The sequence below is a fragment of the Pseudomonas fuscovaginae SE-1 genome (genome assembly GCF_000364705.1).
GTDB lineage: Bacteria > Pseudomonadota > Gammaproteobacteria > Pseudomonadales > Pseudomonadaceae > Aquipseudomonas > Aquipseudomonas fuscovaginae_A.
The window spans coordinates 14,890-38,138 of the sequence record NZ_AQOH01000047.1 but is presented as its reverse complement, the minus strand read 5'-3'; the positions used below and the strand labels follow the sequence as shown (position 1 = coordinate 38,138).

Genomic DNA, 23,249 nt, shown 5'->3' with positions numbered 1-23,249 from the left:
GGCCACCCGATATGGCGCTCCTTCAGACCACCATTTCAACATAGAGCCGACTTATGACACTTGATATAAAAAGCAACATGTTCGCCAGAGCCGGAATCACCTATGAAAGCAATAAAAATGCAATCTCAGACTTCAAAAGAACAAAAGAACTCGGCAATGAGAGAATAAAAATATCCGAAAAAATCGAATACATTTCCAATAGTATGCAGAGAATTGAAACAAGAAAAAAGCTCCTTGCCGAAAACATAGATTTCAAAGAACAAGTAGACAAACAGATCCTTGATCTATCGAAGAAGGCTACACATCGCTGCATCAAGCACGGATTCCGCTCCAGGCCTATCACAAGCGCCTATCCAACCTACGATGAGGCCACAAAAACATTCCGTCTGGAACACAAGAAAGGCTTCGTCATCAAAGCCCTGGAAATTTACCACGACAAACTCAAGGGAAAAAACTATCTGACCAACGAATCACGATGGAGTCGAAACTTTCTCGGCGCAGGGCAGCGCATAGCGCTACACAATGAAAACATGGGCGCAGATATCACCAGCACCAAACGCAAGGTAACCCTGACTGATTTGAGGCAAGCAATGAATGTCGGCTTTGCCAATGAAAACATAGGAAACCTCAAGGAAAACCTGGAGGTTTATAAAAAACAGTTGTCGGATGTAGACAACAAGATTGAAAAAATAGCCGAATCAGCGAAAAAGGCCGAAGAGAAAATGGCTGCCATCGAGGGGTTGCTTGCCAATAAGGAATTCACCAACTACCTGAGCGACCGAGGATCACGACCAAAGAACCTGCCAGAAGCCATAAAGAAAACCAGCCTTGATGAATTGAAGGTGCTTTACAGGCTTCAGCAGGAATCGGCAAAAGGCACTCTCGGCCAAGAGTAAAGTTCCTGCTACAAAGGAATCTATGCCCTCTCACACAGACTAACCAGCAAGACCCCGGGCATTTGAAGTTACCGATCGTTCCCACGCTCCGCGTGGGAATGCCGCCCGTGCCGCTCTGCGTCACAAGAGCGGACGCCGAGCGTCCAGAGAGGCCTCGGCACCGGGATCGTCTATGAAGTATTGAGCAACGTGCTGTACTGGTCCTGCGGATTGGCGGCGACGACAGAGTCGCTATCGCCAGCAAGCCGGCTTGCTGGCGAATCCGCCGAAGGCGGCCATTCCTGCCGATCAGAAGATCGACAGATCCAACGGCCGCACCGCGCCCATCCAGATGGCATGGTCGCGGTGATCCGCCAGGTCGTCGCCCGTCAGCGGATGGGTGAACACCACCAGCCCCTGACGATTGAGCGCCAGCCATGGCACGACGGCGCCAAACTGCTCCGCCTCGAACGCCAACTGGCAGCTCCAGTCCGGATGCGGCCCCACCAGCCGCTCATGCACCCGCCCCATCTTCAGTGCAAACGTCGCCGCCGCCCGCTCGCACAGCTCCCGGGCCTGGTCGAGGGTCGAGGCATCGAAGTAGACATGGGCGTGGTAACCCTTGATTGCTTGCATACCACTCTCTTTCAACAATCCTGATGATCGCCCACGCTACACCGCAATCGACGGCAAGCCCAGCCCAACCAGTGACTGCGCACTGTTGGCCTGCTCGGCCATCAGCCAGTCGAAAAACCGCTGGATCAGCACTCCGCGCCGTTTACGCGGTGGCAGCACGACGTAGTAGCCGAAGGTCGACAGCACCGTCTGGTTGATCGGCCGGCACAACAGGCCCTGTTCCAGCAGGTTATCCACAAGGTGGCGCCAGCCGATGGCCACGCCCTGGCCACCGATCGCCGCCTGGATCAGCAGGGTGTAGTTGTCGAAGCGCAATTGCCCCGGCGCCGGTGCGCTGGTCAGGCCCAGCTCGCGAAATACCCCGCTCCAGTCGAACCAGTGGCTGCTGCTCTCACCCTTGAGGTGCAGCAGCGGCAGTTCCAGCAAGGCTTCGGTCGCCAGCGGCCGTTCGCGCCCGTGGAGCAATTGCGGGCCGCACACCGGGAACACTTCCTCGCTGAACAGCCAATGGCTTTCGCCCTGCTTGAAGCGGCCCTGGCCGAACAGCACGGCCACGTCGATATCGGTGCGCAGCATGTTGTGGCTGCGCTCGCTGGTCACCAGGCTGACGTCCACCAGCGGATTGGCCGCGTGGAAGCGATGCAGGCGCGGCATCAGCCAGTAGGCGGCAAAGGCGAAGTCGGTGGCGACCTGCAGCACCTCATGCCGGCTGTGGGCGGTCACCGCGCTCAGCCCACTGTCGATGCTCTCCAGTCCCGCCTGGACCTGCTCGAACAGCAGTGAACCCGCCTCGGTCAGTTCGATACCACGATAGATACGGTCGAACAGCCGAGTCGCCAACTGCTCCTCCAGACGCTTGATCTGCTGGCTGATCGCCGGCTGAGTGGTGCCCAGTTCCACCGCCGCCGCCGTGAAGCTGCGATGACGGGCCGCCGCTTCGAACACCCGCAGCAGGTCGAGAGACAGGTCACCCAGCGCATCAAACATAAGCTGTACTTATCCTAGTCATTGTGTGGCATGGGCTTTACCGGCAATAGGCAACGGCCACATCCTCGATCGCAGCACTATCGCATAACAATTGACTATGGAACGCCGCGATACCATGAAGCGCAAGAACATTCTCTTCATCATGGCCGACCAGATGGCCGCCCCGCTGTTGCCACTCTACAGCCCGTCGCCGATCAAGCTGCCGAACCTGAGCCGGCTGGCGGCCCAGGGCGTGGTCTTCGACGCCGCCTACTGCAACAGCCCGCTGTGTGCACCCTCGCGCTTCACCCTGGTCAGCGGCCAGTTGCCGAGCAGGATCGGCGCCTACGACAACGCCGCCGATTTCCCCGCCGACGTCCCGACCTATGCCCACTACCTGCGCCGCCTGGGTTATCGCACCGCGCTGTCGGGCAAGATGCACTTCTGCGGCCCCGACCAGCTCCACGGCTACGAGGAGCGCCTGACCAGCGATATCTACCCGGCCGACTACGGCTGGGCGGTGAACTGGGACGAACCCGACGTACGCCCCAGTTGGTACCACAACATGTCCTCGGTGCTGCAGGCCGGCCCCTGCGTGCGCACCAACCAGCTCGACTTCGATGAAGAGGTGGTGTTCAAGGCCCAGCAGTACCTGTTCGACCATGTGCGCGAAGACGGCGACCGGCCGTTCTGCCTGACCGTGTCGATGACCCACCCCCACGACCCGTACACCATCCCCAAGGCGTTCTGGGATTTGTACCGCGACGAGGACATCCCGCTGCCGCACACGCCGGCCCAGGACAGCCTCGACCCGCACTCGCAGCGCCTGCTCAAGGTCTACGACCTGTGGGACAAGCCCCTGCCTGTGGATAAGATCCGCGACGCCCGCCGTGCCTACTTCGGCGCCTGCAGCTACATCGACAGCAACGTCGGCAAGCTGCTGCAGACCCTGGAAGACATCGGCCTGGCCGACGACACCATCATCGTGTTCTCCGGCGACCACGGCGACATGCTCGGCGAGCGCGGGCTCTGGTACAAGATGCACTGGTTCGAGATGTCCGCCCGGGTACCGCTGCTGATCAGCGCACCGGGGCAGTTCGCCGCCCACCGGGTCGGCGCCGCCGTGTCCACCGCCGACCTGCTGCCTACCCTGGTGGAACTGGCCGGCGGCAGCGTGCAGGCCGATCTGCCGCTCGACGGTCGCTCGCTGCTGCCGCACCTGACAGGCGAGGGCGGGCATGACGAGGTGTTCGGCGAATACATGGCCGAAGGCACCGTGAGCCCGTTGATGATGATCCGCCGCGGCGCCTACAAGTTCATCTACAGCGAAGACGATCCGTGCCTGCTCTACGATATCCACAACGATCCACGCGAAGAGGAAGAACTCAGCCAGTCACCGGACCACCAGCAACTGTTCAACGACTTCCTGGCCGAAGCCCGGGCGAAATGGAATATCCCGGCGATCCACCAACAGGTGCTCGCCAGCCAGCGACGCCGGCGCTTCGTCGCCGACGCCCTGACCCTCGGAAAGCTGAAGAGCTGGGACCACCAGCCGATGGTAGACGCCAGTCAGCAATACATGCGCAACCACATCGACCTCGACGATCTGGAGCGCAAGGCTCGTTATCCACAACCCTGCCAAAACCAATAACGAACAGAAGGGGAAGCCATGAAGAAGTTATCCACAATCCTCTGTGCCGGACTGCTGGCCGCGAGCAGCCTGGGCGCCTACGCCGACCAGACCTGCGACACGGTGAAGATGGCCGACCCGGGCTGGAGCGATATCGCCGCGACCAATGCCATCGCCGGGCTGCTGCTGGAGGGCCTGGGCTACAAGGCCAAGGTCGACACCCTGGCGGTGCCGATCACCTACGGCGGGCTCAAGGACGGCCAGGTCGACGTGTTCCTCGGCAACTGGATGCCGGCGCAGCAGGGCTTCTACGACAAGTTCATCGGCAGCGGTGATGTCACCCAACTGGCGAAGAACCTCGAAGGCACCGAGTTCACCCTGGCGGTCCCGGATTATGTGTGGGACGCTGGCGTGCATGATTTCGCCGACTTGCAAAAATTCGCCGACAAGTTCGACAAGAAGCTCTACGGCATCGGTTCCGGCGCGCCCGCCAATGCCTCGCTGGCGCAGATCATCAAGCACGACGAGTTCGGGCTGGGCCAGTGGAAACTGGTGGAATCCAGCGAACAGGCGATGCTGGCCGAGGTCGGCCGGTCGATCAAGAAACAAAAGTTCGTGGTGTTCCTCGGCTGGACACCGCACCCGATGAACGTGCAGATCAAGATGCACTACCTCAAGGGCGGCGAGAAGTACTTCGGCGACAGCGGCAGCGTCTACACCGTGACCCGCAAGGGTTATGCACAGGCCTGTCCGAACGTCGGCAAGCTGTTTTCCAACCTGCGCTTCACCCTCGACATGGAAAACAGCATCATGGCTGACGTCGCCAACAAGAAGCTGAGCAACGCCGATGCGGCCAAGGCCTGGATCAAGGCCAACCCGGCGGTGCTGGACAAATGGCTGGACGGGGTGAAGACCGCCGACGGCCAGGACGGCCTGGCCGCGGTGAAGGCCAGGCTCTGAGCTTCATTCAAGTGCACCGATCGTTCCCACGCTCGGCGTGGGAATGGCTCCCTGGACGCTCGGCGTCCGCTCTTGTGACGCAGAGCGTCACGGACTGCATTCCCACGCGGAGCGTGGGAACGATCATTCACGTACTCTTCGTAGGAGCCGGCTGGCTGGCGATAGCAGTTTGGCAGTCGACATCGTTGTTGACTGATACACCGCTATCGCCAGCCAGCCGGCTACTACAAGGGACGGTGCCAGCGCTGCTGGCACACTGCCGCCGATTTTGACTCATCCAACCGAGAGACCCATGGGCTGGACCAACCGCCACGCATTCCTGCCATTTCTCAGCTGGCTGCCCAGGCAGACCCGCGCCAGCGTCAGCCGAGACCTGATCGTCGGCCTGAGTGGCGCCATCCTCGCCTTGCCGCAATCGGTCGCCTATGCCCTGATCGCCGGCCTGCCGCCGGAATACGGCCTCTACGCGGCGATCGTCCCGGTGCTGATCGCCTGCCTCTGGGGCTCGTCCTGGCACCTGATCTGCGGCCCCACCGCGGCGATCTCCATCGTCCTGTTCGCCAGCGTCAGCCCGCTGGCCGTCCCCGGCAGCCAGGACTACATCACCCTGATCCTGCTGCTGACCTTCATCGCCGGAGTGTTCCAGTGGCTGCTGGGCCTGCTGCGCTTCGGCGCCCTGGTGAACTTCGTTTCGCACTCGGTGGTGCTCGGGTTCACCCTCGGCGCCGCCGTGGTCATCGCCCTGGGGCAATTGCCCAACCTGCTGGGCATCGACGTGGCGAACCAGGCCACCGCGCTCAACAGCCTGCTGGCCCTCATGCAGCATATCGGCGAGGTCGACCGACCGTCGCTGGTTCTCGGGTTGGGAACGCTGCTGATGGGCCTGCTGCTCAAGTCGCTGCTGCCGCGCTGGCCAACCCTGCTGATCACCCTGGTACTCGCCAGCCTGCTGGTCTGGCTGTGGCCGGAAATGTTCGGCCACGTGCAACGGGTCAAGGGCTTCGCCGGGCGCCTGCCACCGTTCAGCCCGCTGCCGCTGGACCTGGAAGCGGTGCTGCGACTGCTGCCCAGTGCCGTTGCCGTGGGCATGCTCGGGCTGGTGACGAGCCTGTCGATCGCCCGCTCGTTGTCCGCACGTTCGCAGCAGTTGCTCGACGCCAACCAGGAAGTCCGCGCCCAGGGCCTGTCGAATATCGTCGGCAGCCTGTTTTCCGGCTACCTGTCCGCCGGTTCGTTCACCCGCGCCGCCCTCAGCTACGAGGCAGGTGCCTGTTCACCGCTGGCCGGGGTGTTCTCGGCGCTGTGGGTGGCGCTGTTCGCGGTGTGCGGCTCGGCGCTGATCGCCCACATCCCGATTCCGGCCATGGCCGGCAGCATCCTGCTGATCAGTTGGGGGCTGGTGGATCATCGCGGCATCCGCGCGCTGCTGCGGGTCAGCCATGCGGAATTCGTGGTGATGGCGCTGACCTGCGTGGCGACCCTGCTGCTGGAGCTGCAGACGGCGATCTATGCCGGGGTGCTGGCCTCGCTGTTCTTCTACCTCAAGCGCACCTCGCAACCACGGGTGCAGCATTGGCGCGAGGGCGACGAGGAAGTGCTGCGGGTCGGCGGGTCGATCTTCTTCGGCGCCAGCCATTACCTGCAGGTGCGCCTGCAGCGGCTCAAAGGTCCGCGAGTGGTGATCGAGGCGCAGCAGATCAACTTCATCGACTATTCCGGGGTCGAGATGCTGCACCAGGAAGCACGCCGGCTGGCCCGCGAGGGACGCAGCCTGACGTTGCGCAAGGCGCGGGCCCAGGTGATCGAGGAACTGGTCAAGCTCGAGGGTGTGGATAAGTGCCCGATCCGCTTCGAGGATTGAGCCCTTCCACTAACGAGTCGGGCAATTAACGAGACTGTATGGCGGACGCAGTCCTGTGGCGAGCGGGCTTGCCCGCTCGCCACAAAAGCCCATTCACAAAAAGAGCCTACTCACCCGAGGTTTCTCCGCCCTGGAGGGCCTTAGGCTGTGTATGAAATTAGGTTAGGCAAGGCAAAAACCGGCGAGGAACGGCCGGGGTCGCGCCCGACTTGACTGGTTGTCAATGAGCATTCCGAGCCGGTTTTTAACGCCGCATAACCAAGTTTCAAGCGATTTCATACATAGCCTAGGCGGCCAGCAGGCGCCGCAGCTCGGCCAGCACCGGCGCCGTATCCGGGCGCACGCCACGCCACAGCTCGAAGGCCACCGCCGCCTGCTCGGCGAGCATGCCCAGGCCATCCAGGGCCACCGCCGCCGATTGTGCGCTGGCCCAGCGGCAGAACGCGGTCGGCTCCTTGCCGTACATCATGTCGTAGCAGACGGTCTTGCCGGGCTCGACCAGGCTCGGCGCAATCGGCGGCACATCGCCGGACAGGCTGGCCGAGGTGGCGTTGATGATCAGGTCCACCGGCTCCTGCAACCAGTCGAAACCGCTGGCGGACACCGGCCCCAGGTCAGCGAACAGCTCGGCCAGCAACTCGGCCTTCTCGACGGTACGGTTGGCGATCACCAGCGAGGCCGGCTGCTGCGCCAGCAGCGGCTCCAGCGCCCCGCGTACCGCGCCACCGGCGCCGAGCAGCAGGACACGCTTGCCCTGCAGGCTGAAGCCGGCGTTGACCTCCAGGTCACGCACCAGGCCGGCACCGTCGGTGTTGTCACCCAGCAGGCTGCCATCGGCCAGCTTGCTCAGGGTGTTCACCGCCCCGGCCCGCCGCGCCCGATCGGTCAGGCTGTCGGCGAGGCGGAACGCCTCTTCCTTGAACGGTACGGTGACGTTGGCGCCACGGCCTTCCTGGAAAAACGCCCGGGCACAACCGGAAAAATCGTCGAGCGGCGCCAGCAGCGTGCTGTAGTCCAGTTGCTGGCCGGTCTGCTCGGCGAACAGGCGGTGAATCAACGGCGACTTGCTGTGGCCAATGGGATTGCCGAAGACAACGTAACGATCCATCAAACAGGGTTCCCGTAGGGGCTGGCGGGCCAGCGGTCAGATCAATGGGGTGGAGATTCCATCGTTGCAGACAAGGCTTGAAGGCCCGGTTCGCGGATGAACCGGGACACCGGCTCCCACAAGACACGAGCCAGGCGCGATCTCCGCAGGAGCCGGCTTGCGGGCAATAGCCTTCTCACCCGCACCGCAGGATACCGGCTAGAGCGCCAGCCAATCACGATCCTGCAGGAAGTACTCGGTCAACCGCGCCTCTTCGCTGCCCGGCTCGGCCTTCCAGTCATAGCCCCAGCGCACCTGCGGCGGCAGCGACATCAGGATCGACTCGGTACGCCCGCCCGACTGCAGGCCGAACAGCGTGCCACGGTCGTACACCAGGTTGAACTCCACGTAGCGCCCCCGGCGATATTCCTGGAACTCGCGCTGCCGCTCGGTCCAGGCCTGCGCCTTGCGGCGCTGCACGATCGGCAGATAGGCCTCGATGTAGGCATCGCCGATCGCCCGGATGAAGGCGAAGCAGGTGTCGAAGCCCCATTCGTTCAGGTCGTCGAAGAACAGGCCACCGATGCCGCGTGGTTCGTTGCGGTGCTTGAGGTGGAAGTAGCTGTCGCACCAGGCCTTGTAGCGTGGGTAGACGTCCGCCCCGAACGGCGCGCAGGCCTGCTCGGCAACGCGGTGCCAGTGCACGCAGTCTTCCTCGTTGCCGTAGTAGGGCGTCAGGTCGAAACCGCCGCCGAACCACCAGACTGGCTCTTCGCCTTCCTTCTCGGCGATGAAGAAACGCACGTTGGCATGGGAGGTCGGCACATGCGGGTTGTGCGGATGAATCACCAGGGACACCCCCAGCGCCTCGAAGCCGCGCCCGGCCAGCTCCGGCCGGTGGGCGCTGGCCGAAGGCGGCAGGCCGGCACCGAAGACGTGGGAGAAGTTCACGCCACCTTTCTCGATGACCTGGCCGTCGGCGATCACCCGGGTCCGTCCGCCACCACCGGCAGGGCGGGTCCAGGCGTCCTCGGCGAAACGCGCACCGCCATCTTCGGCCTCCAGCGCAGCGCAGATACGGTCTTGCAGGTCGAGCAGATAGGCTTTAACGGCTTCGGTGCGGGTAGTCATGGCATCACCTTGAATCGGGCAAGGCTGCGCGGCAGTTCTGACGTGCCGGCGGCAAAGGGCCCGTAGCATAACACCGTGCCCATGACAGTCGCAGTTGACGAAGGTCAAGCGAAGGAGTCCGATAGGGGATCGTCAGGCTTGCAAGAAATCTGTTCAAGGAGCGTATCGATGGCCAAGCGAATCCAGTTCCGTGCCCATGGCGGCCCCGAAGTCCTCGAGTATGTGGACTACACCCCCGCCGAGCCGGGACCGCAGCAGGTGAGGGTAAAGAACAAGGCCATCGGCCTGAACTTCATCGACACCTACTGGCGCAGCGGCCTGTACGCCCCGCCGGGCCTGCCCTCCGGGCTGGGCGGCGAAGGCGCCGGGATCGTCGATGCGGTGGGCAGCGAAGTGACCCGCTTCAAGGTCGGCGACCGGGTCGCCTACGGCACCGGGCCGCTGGGCGCCTACAGCGAGTTCCACGTGCTGCCGCAAGCGCACCTGATCAAGCTGCCGGAGCAGATCGGCTTCGAGCAGGCCGCCGCGGTGATGCTCAAGGGCCTGACCGTGCAATACCTGCTGCGCCAGACCCACGAACTCAAGGCGGGTGAAACCGTGCTGTTCCACGCCGCCGCCGGCGGGGTCGGGGCGCTGGCCTGCCAGTGGGCCAAGGCCATCGGCGCCAAGCTGATCGGCACCGTGAGTTCGCCGCAGAAGGCCGCCTATGCCAAGTCCCTGGGGGCCTGGGAGACCATCGACTACAGCCATGAGGACGTGGTCAAGCGGGTACTGGAGCTGACCGACGGCAAGAAGGTCCCGGTGGTCTACGACGGGGTCGGCAAGGACACCTGGCTGACCTCGCTCGACTGCCTGTCGCCACGCGGCCTGCTGGTGAGCTTCGGCAACGCCTCGGGCGCGGTGGAAGGGGTCAACCTGGGGATTCTGTCGGCCAAGGGTTCGCTGTACGTGACCCGGCCGACCCTGGGCACCTATGCCAGCAACCCGCAGCAGTTGCAGGCGATGGCTGACGAGTTGTTCGGGCTGGTGATCGGTGGGCAGTTGAAGATCGAGATCGGTGCGCGGTATGGGTTGGCCGAGGCGGCGAAAGCGCAGATCGAGCTGGCGGGACGGCGGACGACCGGCTCGACGGTGTTGCTCCCCTGAGATAGAGGCGCTGTGGGGAGCAGGCAGGCGAGCCCTGTAGCAAGCGCGCTTTGTGGCGAGCGGGCTCGTCGGAACGCCGCACCGCCGCGCTGGGGCGCAAGGCGCCCCCAAAGCCTGGGTACACGGTGTGTCAGGAAAACCGGGGCGACAGGTTTTAGGGCCGCTTCGCGCCCCAGCGCGGGCAAGCCCGCTCACCACAAAAGCGGGCTCACCGCTGACTGCGTGTACACATGCTACGAAGGGCGTACGACCTTCCCCGTCGCCAGGTCGCGGATCAGGCTCGGGTTCTTGCGCCCACCCAAGTGACCGCCCAGCACCAGGTCCAGCTGCCCACGGAAATACTGCTCCACCCGCAACCGGGTCCTGGCCGCCGGCCGCCCCTGGGGGTTGGCGGAGGTGGAGATCAACGGCCCGACCAGCGAGCACAGGTCACGCACCAGCGGGTGATCGCTGACCCGCACGGCCACGGTGTCATGGCGACCAGTGACCCACTCCGGCAGCAGGTCTTGGTGCGGCACCAGCCAGGTGTTGGGCCCCGGCCAGGTACTGGCCATGCGATCGATCCACTCCTCGGGGAAATCCTCGAACAGGAAGTCGAACTGGCGGATGTTGTCCGCCACCAGGATCAGACCCTTGTCCACCGAACGATTCTTGAGCGCCAGCAACCGATCCACCGCCTCTTCGTTCCAGGGATCGCACCCCAGCCCCCAGACCGCTTCGGTTGGATAGGCAATCACCGCTCCTGCGCGAACTTCTCGTGCGGCTTCTTGCACACGCCAACTCTTGACCATTGCTTGCTCTCCGGATTCAACGCTGCCCGCAGTTTACCTCAGGTCGGGCTGCGAGCTAACCAGCGTCCACCATCATTGGCCACCCGGCCCTCCAGCTCCAGTTCGGTCAGGCCCGCCAGCACCCGCGCCAGGCTCCAGCCACAGGCCCGGGCCAGCGCTTCGCTGGTCTGCGGCGCGGCGTGCAGCAGGGCCAGCAGCGGATGGATCGGGGCCTCGGGCAGCACGCTGGCCGGCATGCGCTGCCAGCCGCGCAGGTTCTGCAGGATGTCATCGACCGTTTCCACCAGCACCGCGCCATCGCGGATCAACTGGTGGCAACCGCGCGCGCCGGGATGGTGGATGGAACCGGGGATGGCATAGACCTCGCGCCCCTGTTCCGCCGCCAGCCGGGCGGTGATCAGCGAGCCACTGGCGACGCTGGCCTCGACCACCAGCACGCCGAGGGACAAGCCGCTGATGATCCGGTTGCGCCGTGGAAAGTTGCCCGGCTGCGGCACGGTGTCCAGGGGAAACTCGGACACCACGGCGCTGCCCTGGGCAATCATGGCCTGCGCCAGGCTGCGGTGCCGCTGTGGATAAAAATTTTCCAGGCCGGTGCCGAGCACACCCACCGTCAGCCCGCCAACGTCCAGCGCGGCCTGATGGGCGGCACCATCGATGCCCAGGGCCAGGCCGCTGGTGATGACGAAACCGGCCGCGGCGAGGCTGCGTGAGAAGGCCGCGGCGGTGTCCATGCCCGGTCGGGAAGCCCGCCGGCTACCAACCAGCGCCAGTTGCGGCTTGTCCAGAATGGTCGGATCACCGGCGACGAACAGCAGTGGCGGGGCGTCATCCAGTTCAGCCAGCAGGGCCGGGTAGGCGGCCTGGTCCCACATCAGCAAATGCTGGCCCGGCCGCTCCAGCCAGGCCAATGCAGCGCTGGCGCCGTCGCGTACGGCGGGGCTGCGGCGCGCCTCGGCGCTGCTCGCCGGCAGCCCCAGCGAGCGCCAGGCCGCAGCTGGCGCGCTCAGGGCGGAAGAGGCCGAACCAAAGGTTTCGATCAGTTGGCGAAAGCGCCTGGGGCCGATTTCCGGCAGGCGATGCAGACGCAGGCGGGCTTCCAGCTCCGCCGGCGACAGGGTGTTGCACACAGACTGTGACATCAGCTCATCCTTGATCCGTGGCAGTCGTGATCAAGCAGGACGAGCTGTGGATAACTCTGTGAGTAACCTGTTCAGCAAGCGGTCGCGGGCACTGCGACAGCCGTTACGGATTGCGTACCTTGTCCTGCACCGCCAGCGACCGCGTGGCATTGAGTACCAAACCATAGCTGAGCTTTTCGTAGGTGCGGAACACCATCAGCAGGCCGGAACGCTCGTCGGGAATCTTCACCGGCTGCCCGGTGACCCGGTCGCGAACCGTCTCGCCGGTCTTGAACACCGCGAGAACATTGCCTTCGGCCAATCCGTCGCGGCGTCCCTTGTCGATCGTGACCACGTCCATGACGCCGATCTGTGTAACACCTCGTGGCACATCTATGATCACGCCGTTGACCTGAGACTGGGGCGCACTCGGCATGAAGGTCGAGGTGATCGGCCGCTCCTCGCTGACGAACAGCCGATCGCCGAGGCGCACTTCCTCGGTGGTGCGACGCAGCGTCAGGGTGCCGACATCGCCCTCGGTGGCCAGCAGCTCGCCGGTACCGATGTCGTCGGCGTTGATACCGAGAAATTCCTTGGTCTGCGGGTCGGTGTAGACCTTGCCCTGGCGGAACAGGCCGTACACGTTGTGGGTCGGGTCGAAGGCGCCGCGCGCGTAGATCCGGTCGCCCATGCCGCTGAGCACCCGCTCGTTGCTGCCGGCCAGAATGTATGGGGCGCGCTTGAATTCCTCGACGCTGTCGACGATGCGGTTGCTCAGCAGGAAGGCGTTGATCTTCTCCAGCGGAATGCTCGGAATCGCCTCGGCCACCGGCGAGCGGCGCACCTGCGGCGACAGCTTGATGGTGCCGCGGGAGGCGCCACGCTCGACCACCAGCCGTGGCTGGCCATCGACGAACTGCAGGATCAGGGTGTCGCCGGGGTAGATCAGGTCGGGGTTGGCGATCTGCGGATTGGCGTGCCAGATCTGCGGCCACTTCCACGGTTCGCGGAGAAACTTCCCGGAAATGTCCCACAGCGTGTCGCCGCGCACCACGGTGTAGCGCTGTGGATAACCATCCTTGAGTTGCACTTGCGCCTGCGCGACACCGGTAAAGGCCAGCAGCAGGGCGAGTAGTGTTTTCCTCATGCGGTGAATCCCTTTATCATGTGTCTTCGCGTGAAACGCCAGAGCCCCCGCGGCTCGCTCCCAGGGAGAACGTTTTACAACGGTAGCCGATCCCGCCGTGACGTTTCGGCAGCCGTCTCTGACTTTACCTCACATGTGCAGCAAATACGCCTATGGCCATTTTAAACATCCTCGAATTTCCAGACCCGCGCCTGCGCACCATCGCCAAACCCGTGGCCGAGGTGGACGACAAGGTTCGGCAACTGATCGATGACATGTTTGAAACCATGTATGAGGCCCCGGGCATCGGCCTCGCCGCGACCCAGGTCAACGTGCACCAGCGTATCGTGGTCATGGACCTGAGCGAGGATCGCAGCGAGCCACGGGTGTTCATCAACCCCGAGTTCGAAGCGCTGACCGAAGAGAAGGACCAGTACCAGGAAGGCTGCCTGTCGGTGCCGGGCTTCTACGAGAACGTCGATCGCCCGACCCGCGTGCGCATCAAGGCGCTGGACCGCGACGGCAAGCCGTTCGAACTGGAAGCCGATGGTCTGCTGGCGGTGTGCATCCAGCACGAATGCGACCACCTCAACGGCAAGCTGTTCGTCGATTACCTGTCGACGCTCAAGCGCGACCGGATCAAGAAGAAGCTGGAAAAGCAGCACCGCCAGAACGCCTGATCCCCCGACCCCATCCTGTGTAGGAGCGTGGCTTGCCCGCGAAGCTTTTAGCGCTCTCAAGGGCCCATTCGCGGGCAAGTCGGATCGCCGCACCGCCACCTCCTACAGAAAGCGACATTATGACAATGTCCCGTCCTCTCTCAAGCGAGCCCTATCCATGACTGAGCCACTGCGCATCGTCTTCGCCGGCACCCCCGAATTCGCCGCCGAACACCTCAAGGCCCTGCTCGACAGCCCCCATGAGATCGTCGCCGTCTACACCCAGCCGGACCGCCCGGCAGGGCGCGGGCAGAAGCTGATGCCCAGCCCGGTCAAGCAACTGGCGCTGGAACACGGCATCACCGTCCTGCAACCGCCAACCCTGCGCAACGAAGACGCCCAGGCCGATCTGGCGGCGCTCCAGCCGGACCTGATGGTGGTAGTCGCCTATGGCCTGATCCTGCCGCAGGTGGTGCTGGATATCCCGCGCCTGGGTTGCATCAACAGCCACGCCTCGCTGCTGCCGCGCTGGCGCGGTGCGGCGCCGATCCAGCGCGCGGTGGAAGCCGGCGACGCGGAAAGTGGCGTGACCGTGATGCGCATGGAAGCCGGCCTCGACACCGGGCCGATGCTGCTCAAGACCGTCACCCCGATCAGTGCCGAGGACACCGGTGGCACCCTGCATGACCGCCTGGCCGAACTCGGCCCACCGGCAGTCATCGAGGCCATCGCCGGCCTGGCCGCCGGCACGCTGGTCGGCGACGTGCAGGACGACAGCCTGGCCACCTACGCCCACAAGCTGAACAAGGATGAGGCGCGCATCGACTGGCAGCGCCCGGCCGTCGAGCTGGAGCGGCTGATCCGTGCCTTCAACCCATGGCCGATCTGCCATAGCAGCCTCGACGGCGAAGCCCTGAAAGTGCTGGCCGCCAGCACCGCCGAAGGCCAGGGCCAGCCGGGCGAAATCCTCGCCGCGAGCAAGGATGGCCTGATCGTCGCCACCGGCCAGGGCGCGCTGTGCCTGACCCGCCTGCAACTGCCCGGCGGCAAGGCGCTGAACTTCAGTGACCTGTTCAACAGCCGCCGCGAGAAATTCGCCCTCGGTACGGTACTCGGCCAATGAACCCGCGCCTGGCCGCCGCCAAGGCACTGGCCGCCGTCCTCGGCGGCAAGGCCTCGCTCAACAGCTCCCTGCCGGCGCAGTTGGACAAGGTCGAGGCCCGCGATCGTGGCCTGACCCAGGACCTTGCGTTCGGCGCCGCCCGTTGGCAGCCACGGCTGTCGGCGCTGGCGGCCAAGCTGCTGCAGAAGCCTTTCAAGGCCGCCGATGCCGATGTCGAGGCGCTGCTGCTGGTTGGCCTCTATCAACTGCTCTACACCCGCATCCCGGCCCACGCCGCCATCGGCGAGACCGTCGGTTGCGCCGACAAACTGAAGAAACCCTGGGCCAAGGGCCTGCTCAATGCCGTGCTGCGCCGCGCACAGCGCGAAAGCACCGAGCTGCTGGCCGAGCTGGAACGCGACCCGGTGGTGCGTACCGCCCACCCGCGCTGGCTGCAGAAGGCGCTGAAGGCGTTCTGGCCCGAGCAGTGGGAAACCATCTGCGCGGCGAACAACGCCCACCCGCCGATGATCCTGCGGGTCAACCGCCGCCACCACAGCCGCGACACCTACCTCAAGCTGCTGGGTGACGCCGCGGTCGCGGCCCGGCCTTGCGACTACAGCCGCGATGGTATCGTCCTCGACGAAGCCTGCGACGTGCGCAACCTGCCAGGCTTTGCCGAGGGTTGGATCAGCGTGCAGGACGAAGCCGCGCAACTGGCCGCCGACCTGCTCGATCTGGCTCCCGGCCAACGGGTGCTGGACGCCTGCTGCGCGCCGGGCGGCAAGACCTGCCATATCCTCGAAGCCCAGCCGCAACTGGCCGGGGTGGTCGCCGTCGACCTGGAGGCCAAGCGCCTGCTGCGGGTACGCGAAAACCTCGACCGCCTGGGGCTGGAGGCCGAACTGATCGCCGCCGATGGTCGCGACACCGCCAGTTGGTGGGACGGCAAGCCGTTCCAGCGCATCCTGCTCGACGCACCCTGCTCGGCCACTGGCGTCATCCGCCGCCATCCGGACATCAAGCTGACCCGCCAGGCCGACGACATCGCCGCCCTGGCCAGCCTGCAGGGTGAATTGCTGGACGCGATGTGGGCGACCCTGGAAGTCGGCGGCATCCTGCTCTACGCCACCTGCTCGACCCTGCCGACGGAAAACACCGAAGTGATCGAGGCATTCCTGGCCCGCACCTCCGGTGCTCGCGAACTGGACATTGCGGGCAGCTTCGGCGTCAGGCAGCCCCATGGCCGGCAACTGCTGGCACAGGAAGGTGGCCACGACGGTTTCTACTACGCCAAACTGATCAAGATCGCCGCCGCACGCGGCTGAGCGGGTCGAACGGAGCCACAGGGATGAAAGCCACCCGATGAAAATCATCATTCTCGGCGCCGGACAGGTCGGCGGGACGCTGGCCGAACACCTGGCCAGCGAGGCCAACGACATCACCGTGGTCGACACCGATGGCGAGCGCCTGCGCGACCTCGGCGACCGCCTGGACATCCGCACCGTGCAGGGCCGTGCCTCGTTCCCGACGATCCTGCGCCAGGCCGGCGCGGATGACGCCGACATGCTGGTGGCGGTGACCAACAGCGACGAGACCAACATGGTCGCCTGCCAGGTCGCCCATACCCTGTTCCACACCCCGACCAAGATCGCCCGCGTGCGCGAGTCGGCTTACCTGACCCGCGCCGAGCTGTTCGACAACGACGCGATCCCGGTGGACGTTCTGATCAGCCCGGAGCAAGTGGTCACCAACTACATCAAGCGCCTGATCGAAACCCCCGGTGCCCTGCAGGTGATCGACTTCGCCGAGGGCAAGGCCCAGCTGGTGGCGATCCGCGCCTACTACGGCGGCCCGCTGGTGGGCCAGCAACTGCGCCAGTTGCGCGAGCACATGCCCAACGCCGACACCCGCGTGGCGGCGATCTTTCGCCGCGACCGGCCGATCATGCCCCGCGGCGACACGGTGATCGAGGCCGACGACGAAGTGTTCTTCATCGCCGCCAAGGCACACATCCGCGCGGTGATGAGCGAGATGCGCCGGCTCGACGAGAGCAACAAACGCATCGTCATCGCCGGCGGCGGACAGATCGGCGAGCGCCTGGCCGAAGCGATCGAAAGCCGCTACCAGGTGAAGATCATCGAGATGAGCGCCGCCCGTTGCCGGCACCTGTCCGACACCCTCGACAGCACCGTGGTGCTGCAGGGCAGTGCCTCGGACCGCGACCTGCTGATGGAAGAGAACATCAACGATGCCGACCTGTTCCTGGCGCTGACCAACGACGACGAGGCCAACATCATGTCCTCGCTGCTGGCCAAGCGGATGGGCGCGAAGAAGGTCATGACCATCATCAACAACCCGGCCTATGTCGACCTGATCCAGGGTGGCGACATCGACATCGCCATCAGTCCGCAACTGGCGACCATCGGCACCCTGCTGGCCCACGTGCGTCGCGGCGATATCGTCAGCGTGCACTCGCTGCGCCGGGGCGCGGCGGAGGCCATCGAGGCGATCGCCCACGGCGACATGAAGTCGAGCAAGGTGATCGGCCGGGCCATCGAGGACATCGCACTGCCGCCGGGCACCACCATCGGCGCGATCATCCGCGACGAGGAAGTGCTGATCGCCCACGACGACACGGTGATCCAGGCCGGCGACCATGTGATCCTGTTCCTTGTGGATAAAAAGCATATCCGCGATGTGGAGAAACTGTTCCACGTGGGCTTGAGCTTTTTCTGACAACCTTATGATAAGCCGCCCCCAATTTGTGGCGAGCGGGCTCGCCCGCGCTGGGCCGCAAAGCGGCCCCAAACCCAGGCTACACGGTCTTTCAGTTAAACCGCGTAAGCTGGATTTGCGGCTGCCTTGCAGCCGGGCGCGGGCAAGCCCGCTCGCCACAAAAGCTCTTTCGCCCTCAGTCATCGTTAACAGGAGGATCGCCATGCTCGAATCACTGGAAAAGATGCTCGCCAAGGGTGTGGATAACCCGCTGCTGCGCTTCGGCCTGGGCAAGGGTTACCTGGACCTCGGCGACCACGCCAGGGCTGCCGAGCACCTGCAACGCTGTGTCGTCCTCGACCCCAAGTATTCGGCCGCCTGGAAACTGCTGGGCAAGGCCCAGCAGGGCGCTGGTGACCTGGCTGCGGCAAGGCTGGCCTGGGAACAGGGCCTGGAGGCCGCCCGCGGCCAGGGCGACAAGCAGGCGGAAAAGGAAATGACGGTGTTCCTGAAGAAGCTGGAAAAGGCCGCGCTCAAAGATCGATGAAGCGCAGGCCGATGCCTTCGGCGTCGACCCGGATCACCTCCATGCGAATGCGCGGCGCGGCCACCGGCAGGTCCTGCACCTGGCCGTAGACCACCGCCCCGGTGGGCAGCCGCGACAACCCCGGATGCTGCACGTCCACACCCTGGCTGGACAGATTGCGTGTACGCCCCAGGCATTCGCCGATGCTCGGGTGCTGGATCTTGATACGCAGGTAATTCTTGTTTTCGGACATCTTTGCGCCCTTGGATAGATCGCTGTGGATAACATCGCCGTGATGTTATCCACAGACCCTGCCGATAAGTTGCTTCAGTACCAGCGCTGCTCGCCCGCCGGACGCTTCTTGAAGCGTTTCATGCTCCACATGTACTGGCTCGGATAGGCCCGTACGTATCGCTCGACCACCTTGCTCATGGCCGCGGCCGAGACCTCGGCGTCGGTGCTGTACATCTCTTGCGGCGCCGCTTCGAGGATCACCTTGAAGCCCGAACCGTCGGGCAGGCGCAGCGCATGCAGGAACACTCCGACCGCCTTGCCGCCGGCGAGCATGTTCGGCACGAACTTGCTGGTCAGCGCCTGGGTGCCGAGGAACGGCACGAACACCCCGGCGGATTCGGCCGGTTCCGGGTCGGCGGGAATGCCGACCGAGCCGCCCTTGCGCACTTCCTTGATGACGCTGAGGATGCCTTCCTTGGTCGAGGCCGCCACGCGGTTGCCCAACTGCACCCGCTGCTTGCGCAGCAGTTCGTCGACCGCCTTGAGCTTGGGCGGACGGTAGAAAATGATCGGTTTGCACTGGCTGCAGTAGAAGTGGTTGAGCACTTCCCAGTTGCCCAGGTGGCTGGTGATGCCGACCACGCCCTTGCCCGAGGCCAGGGCGTCCTTGAGCACGTCGAGGCCCTCGACCTCGCGCACCAGCGCGATCGAGCGCTCGGCCGGCCAGATCCAGGCGCAGGCACTTTCGGTCAGGGACTTGCCGATGTCCTTGAGGCTTTGCCCGACCAGTTCTTCACGGGCCACCGGGTCGAGTTCGGGAAAGCACTTGGCCAGGTTGATCCGCACCACGTCACGGGAACGGTTGGGCAGCTTCCACATCACCCAGCCGATGGCCGAGCCGACACGCTGCACGGCACGCCAGGGCAGCATCGCGAACAACCGCAACGCCCCCACCAGCATGGCGCCTTTAAACTTTTCCACAGGTCACTCCCGGTGTGCTTGGCTAATCGTCAGCCGGCTATTGTAGCCGTGGCGCGGCCAGCGCGGCATAGCTATCACAATCGGTGGTGTGATCCATGACCATGCCCGAAGCCTGCATGAAGGCGTAGCAGATGGTCGGGCCGACGAAACCGAAGCCGAGCTTCTTCAGCGCCTTGCTCATCGCCTGCGCCTCGGGCGTGACGGCCGGGACTTCGCTGCGGTCCTTGAAGTGATGGATCTGCGGCGTGCCGCCGACGAAGGACCAGAGCAGGCTGACCGGGTCTTCCAGGGTCAGCCAGACGCGGGCATTGCGCCGGGCCGCCTCGAGCTTCAGGCGATTGCGCACGATCCCCGGGTCGAGCAGCAGGTTTTCCAGGTATTGATCGCTCATTTCGGCGACTTTGCGCACATCGAAACCGAACAGGACCTTGCGGTAGTGCTCGCGTTTTTTCAGGATCGTGATCCACGAAAGCCCGGCCTGGAACCCTTCGAGCAAAAGCAACTCGAACAGTCGCTGCCCATCGCGCAGCGGTACGCCCCACTCCCGATCGTGATAGTCCTTGTACAGGGGATCATCGTTGCACCAAAAGCAGCGTGGCATAAGGCTCCAGGGAGGCGGAGGCGCGACCGAATCGGGTATACTCCCGCCTTTTGAATCGCAGCCCAAGTAACAGGTGAATTTCGTGAGCCAGCCTACGCCAGCCGTGCGTACCTTCCAAGACTTGATTCTCGCCCTCCAGCAATACTGGGCCGAGCAAGGTTGTGTGGTACTTCAGCCCTACGATATGGAAGTAGGCGCCGGGACTTTCCATACCGCCACGTTCCTGCGTGCCATCGGCCCGGAAACCTGGAACGCCGCCTACGTGCAGCCAAGCCGCCGTCCGACCGACGGCCGCTACGGCGAGAACCCGAACCGCCTGCAGCACTACTACCAGTTCCAGGTCGTGCTCAAGCCGAACCCGGACAACTTCCAGGAGCTGTACCTGGGCTCGCTCAAGGCCGTCGGCCTCGACCCGCTGGTGCACGACATCCGTTTCGTCGAGGACAACTGGGAATCGCCGACCCTCGGCGCCTGGGGCCTGGGCTGGGAAGTCTGGCTCAACGGCATGGAAGTCACCCAGTTCACCTACTTCCAGCAGGCCGGTGGCATCGAGTGCTACCCGGTCACCGGCGAAATCACCTACGGCCTCGAGCGCCTGGCGATGTACCTGCAGGGCGTGGATTCGGTCTACGACCTGGTCTGGGCCGACGGCCCGTTCGGCAAGGTGACCTACGGCGACGTGTTCCACCAGAACGAAGTGGAGCAGTCGACCTACAACTTCGAACACGCCAACGTCGAGAAGCTGTTCGAGCTGTTCGATTTCTATGAAAGCGAAGCCAAGCGCCTGATCGAGCTGGATGAGCCGCTGCCGTTGCCGAGCTATGAAATGGTCCTCAAGGCCTCGCACACCTTCAACCTGCTGGACGCACGCCGGGCCATCTCGGTGACCGCGCGCCAGCAGTACATCCTGCGTGTGCGCACCCTGGCGCGTTCCGTCGCCCAAGCCTACCTGATGGCACGTGCCAAGCTGGGCTTCCCGATGGCAACCCCGGACCTGCGTGATGAAGTGTTGGCTAAGTTGGAGGCGGCACAATGAGTGCGCAAGATTTTCTGGTAGAACTGGGCACTGAAGAACTGCCACCCAAGGCCCTCAATACCCTGGCCGAGGCCTTCCTCGCCGGTATCGAGAAAGGCCTGCAGGCCGCCGGCCTGAGCTTCGAAGCCAAGCAGGTCTACGCCGCGCCACGCCGCCTGGCGGTGGTGCTCAAGCAACTGCAGACCCAACAGCCGGACCGCAGCATCAACCTCGACGGCCCGCCACGCCAGGCCGCCTTCGATGCCGAGGGCAACCCGACCCAGGCCGCGCTGGGCTTCGCCAAGAAGTGCGGTGTCGAACTGAGCGAAATCGACCAGAGCGGTCCGAAACTGCGCTACAGCCAGAACATTCCGGGCAAGCCGACCGCCAGCCTGCTGCCGACCATCGTCGAAGACTCGCTGAACGACCTGCCGATTCCCAAGCGCATGCGCTGGGCCGCACGCAAGGAAGAATTCGTGCGTCCGACCCAGTGGCTGGTGATGCTGTTCGGTGACCAGGTCATCGACTGCACCATCCTCGCCCAGAAGGCCGGTCGCGAATCCCGTGGCCACCGTTTCCACCACCCGGAAAACGTCCGCATCGGTTCGCCGGCCAGCTACCTCGACGACCTGCGTGCCGCCTACGTGCTGGCCGACGCCAACGAGCGTCGCGAGCTGATCAGCAAGCGCACCACCGAGCTGGCGACGATGCAGGAAGGCACCGCGATCATGCCGGCGGACCTGCTCGACGAAGTGACCGCGCTGGTCGAATGGCCAGTGCCGCTGGTGTGCTCGTTCGAGGAACGTTTCCTCGACGTGCCACAGGAAGCCCTGATCACCACCATGCAGGACAACCAGAAGTATTTCTGCCTGCTGGACGTCGATGGCAAGCTGCTGCCGCGCTTCATCACCGTGGCCAACATCGAGAGCAAGGATCCCAGGCAGATCATCGCCGGTAACGAGAAGGTCGTGCGCCCACGCCTGACCGACGCCGAGTTCTTCTTCAAGCAGGACAAGAAGCAGCCACTGGCCGACTTCAACCAGCGCCTGCAGAACGTGGTGTTCCAGGAGAAGCTGGGCAGCGTCTACGACAAGGCCGAGCGCGTGTCGAAGCTGGCCGCGTTCATCGCGCCACGCATCGGCGGCGACGCCCAGCGCGCGGCCCGTGCCGGCATCCTGTCCAAGTGCGACCTGGCGACCGAGATGGTCGGCGAGTTCCCGGAGATGCAAGGTATCGCCGGCTACTACTACGCCCTCAATGATGGCGAGCCGGAAGACGTTGCCCTGGCGCTGAACGAGCAGTACATGCCGCGTGGCGCCGGCGCCGCCGAACTGCCGAGCACCCTGACCGGTGCCGCGGTGGCGATCGCCGACAAGCTCGACACCCTGGTCGGCATCTTCGGCATCGGCATGCTGCCCACCGGCAGCAAGGACCCCTATGCGCTGCGTCGTGCCGCCCTGGGCGTGCTGCGCATCCTGATCGACAAGAAGCTCGACCTCGACCTGATCGAGACCGTCGCCTTCGCGGTCAGCGCGTTCGGTGCCAAGGTCAAGGCCGCCGGCCTCGCCGAGCAGGTTCTGGAGTTCATCTTCGACCGCCTGCGGGCCCGTTATGAAGACGAAGGCGTGGACGTCGCCACCTACCTGTCGGTGCGGGCCCTGAAGCCGGGCTCGGCCCTGGACTTCGACCAGCGTGTACAGGCGGTGCAGAAGTTCCGCCAGTTGCCGGAAGCCGCCGCCCTGGCCGCGGTGAACAAGCGCGTCTCGAACCTGCTGAGCAAGGCCGAGGGCGGTATCGCCGCCACGGTCGAGGCGAAGTACTTCGACAACGCCAACGAGTTCTCGCTGTACTCGGCGATCCAGCAGGCGGACCAGGCGGTCCAGCCTATGGCCGCCGCCCGTCAGTACAACGAGACGCTGGCACGCCTGGCCGCGCTGCGCGAGCCGGTCGACGCGTTCTTCGAAGCGGTGATGGTCAATGCCGAGGACGCCAACGTGCGGGCCAACCGCTACGCGCTGCTGGCACGCCTGCGTGGCCTGTTCCTGGGTGTCGCCGACATTTCGCTGCTGGGCTGAGGACGCGA

General features: G+C 64.5%; 22 protein-coding genes. 12 read left to right on the top strand and 10 right to left on the bottom strand.

The window, feature by feature from the left end; all coding sequences use genetic code 11:
- Positions 1–53: 53 nt before the first annotated feature.
- A complete protein-coding gene (locus tag K675_RS0105600; protein ID WP_017902530.1) occupies positions 54–896 on the top strand; it encodes a hypothetical protein in 843 nt (280 codons plus the stop codon).
- 288 nt (positions 897–1,184) lie between these two features.
- Here K675_RS0105600 and K675_RS0105595 read toward each other — a convergent pair whose 3' ends face one another.
- Positions 1,185–1,511: a DOPA 4,5-dioxygenase family protein gene (locus K675_RS0105595; protein ID WP_017902529.1), complete on the bottom strand. Its 327-nt coding sequence runs from the start codon at positions 1,509–1,511 to the stop codon at positions 1,185–1,187.
- A 36-nt stretch (positions 1,512–1,547) separates the two neighbouring features.
- Positions 1,548–2,498 carry a choline sulfate utilization transcriptional regulator gene (locus tag K675_RS0105590; protein WP_017902528.1) on the bottom strand — a complete coding sequence of 317 codons (951 nt, stop codon included), beginning with the start codon at positions 2,496–2,498 and terminating at the stop codon, positions 1,548–1,550.
- A gap of 115 nt (positions 2,499–2,613) precedes the next feature.
- Here K675_RS0105590 and betC point away from each other — a divergent pair, with 115 nt between their 5' ends.
- The 3 genes from betC (at position 2,614) to K675_RS0105575 (ending at position 6,928) form a co-directional block, all read left to right on the top strand.
- Positions 2,614–4,128: a choline-sulfatase gene (gene betC, locus K675_RS0105585; protein WP_017902527.1), complete on the top strand. Its 1,515-nt coding sequence runs from the start codon at positions 2,614–2,616 to the stop codon at positions 4,126–4,128.
- Between the two features lie 18 nt (positions 4,129–4,146).
- A complete protein-coding gene (locus K675_RS0105580; protein ID WP_017902526.1) occupies positions 4,147–5,067 on the top strand; it encodes a choline ABC transporter substrate-binding protein in 921 nt (306 codons plus the stop codon).
- Positions 5,068–5,359: 292 nt separating this feature from the next.
- Positions 5,360–6,928: a SulP family inorganic anion transporter gene (locus K675_RS0105575; protein ID WP_017902525.1), complete on the top strand. Its 1,569-nt coding sequence runs from the start codon at positions 5,360–5,362 to the stop codon at positions 6,926–6,928.
- 286 nt (positions 6,929–7,214) lie between these two features.
- Here the strand turns inward: K675_RS0105575 and aroE are convergent, their stop codons facing one another.
- Positions 7,215–8,036: a shikimate dehydrogenase gene (aroE, locus tag K675_RS0105570; protein WP_017902524.1), complete on the bottom strand. Its 822-nt coding sequence runs from the start codon at positions 8,034–8,036 to the stop codon at positions 7,215–7,217.
- 198 nt (positions 8,037–8,234) lie between these two features.
- Entirely contained in the window at positions 8,235–9,146 is a 912-nt protein-coding gene (gene hemF, locus K675_RS0105565; RefSeq protein WP_017902523.1) for an oxygen-dependent coproporphyrinogen oxidase, read from the bottom strand.
- A 168-nt stretch (positions 9,147–9,314) separates the two neighbouring features.
- On the opposite strand from hemF, the gene K675_RS0105560 reads away from it, so the two are divergent.
- Complete coding sequence (locus K675_RS0105560; RefSeq protein ID WP_017902522.1) at positions 9,315–10,292, top strand: NADPH:quinone reductase; 978 nt, start codon at positions 9,315–9,317, stop codon at positions 10,290–10,292.
- Positions 10,293–10,525: 233 nt separating this feature from the next.
- On the opposite strand, the gene K675_RS0105555 is transcribed toward K675_RS0105560, so the two are convergent.
- The 3 genes from K675_RS0105555 to K675_RS0105545 form a co-directional block, all read right to left on the bottom strand.
- Entirely contained in the window at positions 10,526–11,083 is a 558-nt protein-coding gene (locus K675_RS0105555; RefSeq protein ID WP_026144959.1) for an L-threonylcarbamoyladenylate synthase, read from the bottom strand.
- A gap of 38 nt (positions 11,084–11,121) precedes the next feature.
- Positions 11,122–12,225, bottom strand: a complete 1,104-nt coding sequence (gene dprA, locus K675_RS0105550) for a DNA-processing protein DprA (RefSeq protein ID WP_017902520.1) — start codon at positions 12,223–12,225, stop codon at positions 11,122–11,124.
- A gap of 103 nt (positions 12,226–12,328) precedes the next feature.
- Complete coding sequence (locus tag K675_RS0105545) at positions 12,329–13,351, bottom strand: LysM peptidoglycan-binding domain-containing protein (protein WP_017902519.1); 1,023 nt, start codon at positions 13,349–13,351, stop codon at positions 12,329–12,331.
- 152 nt (positions 13,352–13,503) lie between these two features.
- Here K675_RS0105545 and def point away from each other — a divergent pair, with 152 nt between their 5' ends.
- The 5 genes from def to K675_RS0105520 all read left to right on the top strand — a co-directional run bounded on the left by def (position 13,504) and on the right by K675_RS0105520 (position 18,356).
- On the top strand, positions 13,504–14,010 hold the full coding sequence (gene def / locus K675_RS0105540) for a peptide deformylase (RefSeq protein WP_017902518.1): 507 nt from the start codon (positions 13,504–13,506) through the stop codon (positions 14,008–14,010).
- Positions 14,011–14,167: 157 nt separating this feature from the next.
- Positions 14,168–15,112, top strand: a complete 945-nt coding sequence (gene fmt, locus K675_RS0105535; protein WP_017902517.1) for a methionyl-tRNA formyltransferase — start codon at positions 14,168–14,170, stop codon at positions 15,110–15,112.
- On the top strand, positions 15,109–16,419 hold the full coding sequence (rsmB, locus tag K675_RS0105530; RefSeq protein WP_017902516.1) for a 16S rRNA (cytosine(967)-C(5))-methyltransferase RsmB: 1,311 nt from the start codon (positions 15,109–15,111) through the stop codon (positions 16,417–16,419). The genes fmt and rsmB overlap by 4 nt, the downstream gene beginning before the upstream one ends.
- Positions 16,420–16,456: 37 nt before the next feature.
- A complete protein-coding gene (gene trkA / locus K675_RS0105525; protein ID WP_017902515.1) occupies positions 16,457–17,830 on the top strand; it encodes a Trk system potassium transporter TrkA in 1,374 nt (457 codons plus the stop codon).
- 202 nt (positions 17,831–18,032) lie between these two features.
- On the top strand, positions 18,033–18,356 hold the full coding sequence (locus K675_RS0105520; RefSeq protein WP_017902514.1) for a tetratricopeptide repeat protein: 324 nt from the start codon (positions 18,033–18,035) through the stop codon (positions 18,354–18,356).
- On the opposite strand, the gene K675_RS0105515 is transcribed toward K675_RS0105520, so the two are convergent.
- The 3 genes from K675_RS0105515 to K675_RS0105505 all read right to left on the bottom strand — a co-directional run bounded on the left by K675_RS0105515 (position 18,343) and on the right by K675_RS0105505 (position 20,151).
- On the bottom strand, positions 18,343–18,588 hold the full coding sequence (locus K675_RS0105515) for a PilZ domain-containing protein (protein WP_017902513.1): 246 nt from the start codon (positions 18,586–18,588) through the stop codon (positions 18,343–18,345). The two genes, K675_RS0105520 and K675_RS0105515, sit on opposite strands and share 14 nt — an antisense overlap.
- Before the next feature lie 74 nt (positions 18,589–18,662).
- Complete coding sequence (locus K675_RS0105510) at positions 18,663–19,550, bottom strand: lysophospholipid acyltransferase (RefSeq protein ID WP_026144958.1); 888 nt, start codon at positions 19,548–19,550, stop codon at positions 18,663–18,665.
- 37 nt (positions 19,551–19,587) lie between these two features.
- Positions 19,588–20,151 carry a DNA-3-methyladenine glycosylase I gene (locus K675_RS0105505; RefSeq protein WP_017902511.1) on the bottom strand — a complete coding sequence of 188 codons (564 nt, stop codon included), beginning with the start codon at positions 20,149–20,151 and terminating at the stop codon, positions 19,588–19,590.
- A gap of 82 nt (positions 20,152–20,233) precedes the next feature.
- Between K675_RS0105505 and glyQ the strand changes: the two genes are divergently transcribed.
- Both glyQ and glyS read left to right on the top strand, forming a co-directional pair.
- Positions 20,234–21,187 (top strand): glycine--tRNA ligase subunit alpha, encoded by a 954-nt coding sequence (gene glyQ, locus K675_RS0105500; protein WP_026144957.1) that lies wholly within the window; start codon positions 20,234–20,236, stop codon positions 21,185–21,187.
- Positions 21,184–23,241, top strand: coding sequence for a glycine--tRNA ligase subunit beta (gene glyS / locus K675_RS0105495; RefSeq protein WP_017902509.1), 2,058 nt, complete (start codon positions 21,184–21,186; stop codon positions 23,239–23,241). Before glyQ ends, glyS begins: the two co-directional genes overlap by 4 nt.
- Positions 23,242–23,249 lie beyond the last annotated feature (8 nt).

Bases quoted from the DNA above. Each gene is read 5' to 3' on its own strand.
- K675_RS0105600 (WP_017902530.1), top strand. From the start codon at position 54: ATGACACTTGATATAAAAAGCAACATGTTCGCCAGAGCCGGAATCACC.
- K675_RS0105595 (WP_017902529.1), bottom strand. From the start codon at position 1,511: ATGCAAGCAATCAAGGGTTACCACGCCCATGTCTACTTCGATGCCTCG.
- K675_RS0105590 (WP_017902528.1), bottom strand. From the start codon at position 2,498: ATGTTTGATGCGCTGGGTGACCTGTCTCTCGACCTGCTGCGGGTGTTC.
- betC (WP_017902527.1), top strand. From the start codon at position 2,614: ATGAAGCGCAAGAACATTCTCTTCATCATGGCCGACCAGATGGCCGCC.
- K675_RS0105580 (WP_017902526.1), top strand. From the start codon at position 4,147: ATGAAGAAGTTATCCACAATCCTCTGTGCCGGACTGCTGGCCGCGAGC.
- K675_RS0105575 (WP_017902525.1), top strand. From the start codon at position 5,360: ATGGGCTGGACCAACCGCCACGCATTCCTGCCATTTCTCAGCTGGCTG.
- aroE (WP_017902524.1), bottom strand. From the start codon at position 8,036: ATGGATCGTTACGTTGTCTTCGGCAATCCCATTGGCCACAGCAAGTCG.
- hemF (WP_017902523.1), bottom strand. From the start codon at position 9,146: ATGACTACCCGCACCGAAGCCGTTAAAGCCTATCTGCTCGACCTGCAA.
- K675_RS0105560 (WP_017902522.1), top strand. From the start codon at position 9,315: ATGGCCAAGCGAATCCAGTTCCGTGCCCATGGCGGCCCCGAAGTCCTC.
- K675_RS0105555 (WP_026144959.1), bottom strand. From the start codon at position 11,083: ATGGTCAAGAGTTGGCGTGTGCAAGAAGCCGCACGAGAAGTTCGCGCA.
- dprA (WP_017902520.1), bottom strand. From the start codon at position 12,225: ATGTCACAGTCTGTGTGCAACACCCTGTCGCCGGCGGAGCTGGAAGCC.
- K675_RS0105545 (WP_017902519.1), bottom strand. From the start codon at position 13,351: ATGAGGAAAACACTACTCGCCCTGCTGCTGGCCTTTACCGGTGTCGCG.
- def (WP_017902518.1), top strand. From the start codon at position 13,504: ATGGCCATTTTAAACATCCTCGAATTTCCAGACCCGCGCCTGCGCACC.
- fmt (WP_017902517.1), top strand. From the start codon at position 14,168: ATGACTGAGCCACTGCGCATCGTCTTCGCCGGCACCCCCGAATTCGCC.
- rsmB (WP_017902516.1), top strand. From the start codon at position 15,109: ATGAACCCGCGCCTGGCCGCCGCCAAGGCACTGGCCGCCGTCCTCGGC.
- trkA (WP_017902515.1), top strand. From the start codon at position 16,457: ATGAAAATCATCATTCTCGGCGCCGGACAGGTCGGCGGGACGCTGGCC.
- K675_RS0105520 (WP_017902514.1), top strand. From the start codon at position 18,033: ATGCTCGAATCACTGGAAAAGATGCTCGCCAAGGGTGTGGATAACCCG.
- K675_RS0105515 (WP_017902513.1), bottom strand. From the start codon at position 18,588: ATGTCCGAAAACAAGAATTACCTGCGTATCAAGATCCAGCACCCGAGC.
- K675_RS0105505 (WP_017902511.1), bottom strand. From the start codon at position 20,151: ATGCCACGCTGCTTTTGGTGCAACGATGATCCCCTGTACAAGGACTAT.
- glyS (WP_017902509.1), top strand. From the start codon at position 21,184: ATGAGTGCGCAAGATTTTCTGGTAGAACTGGGCACTGAAGAACTGCCA.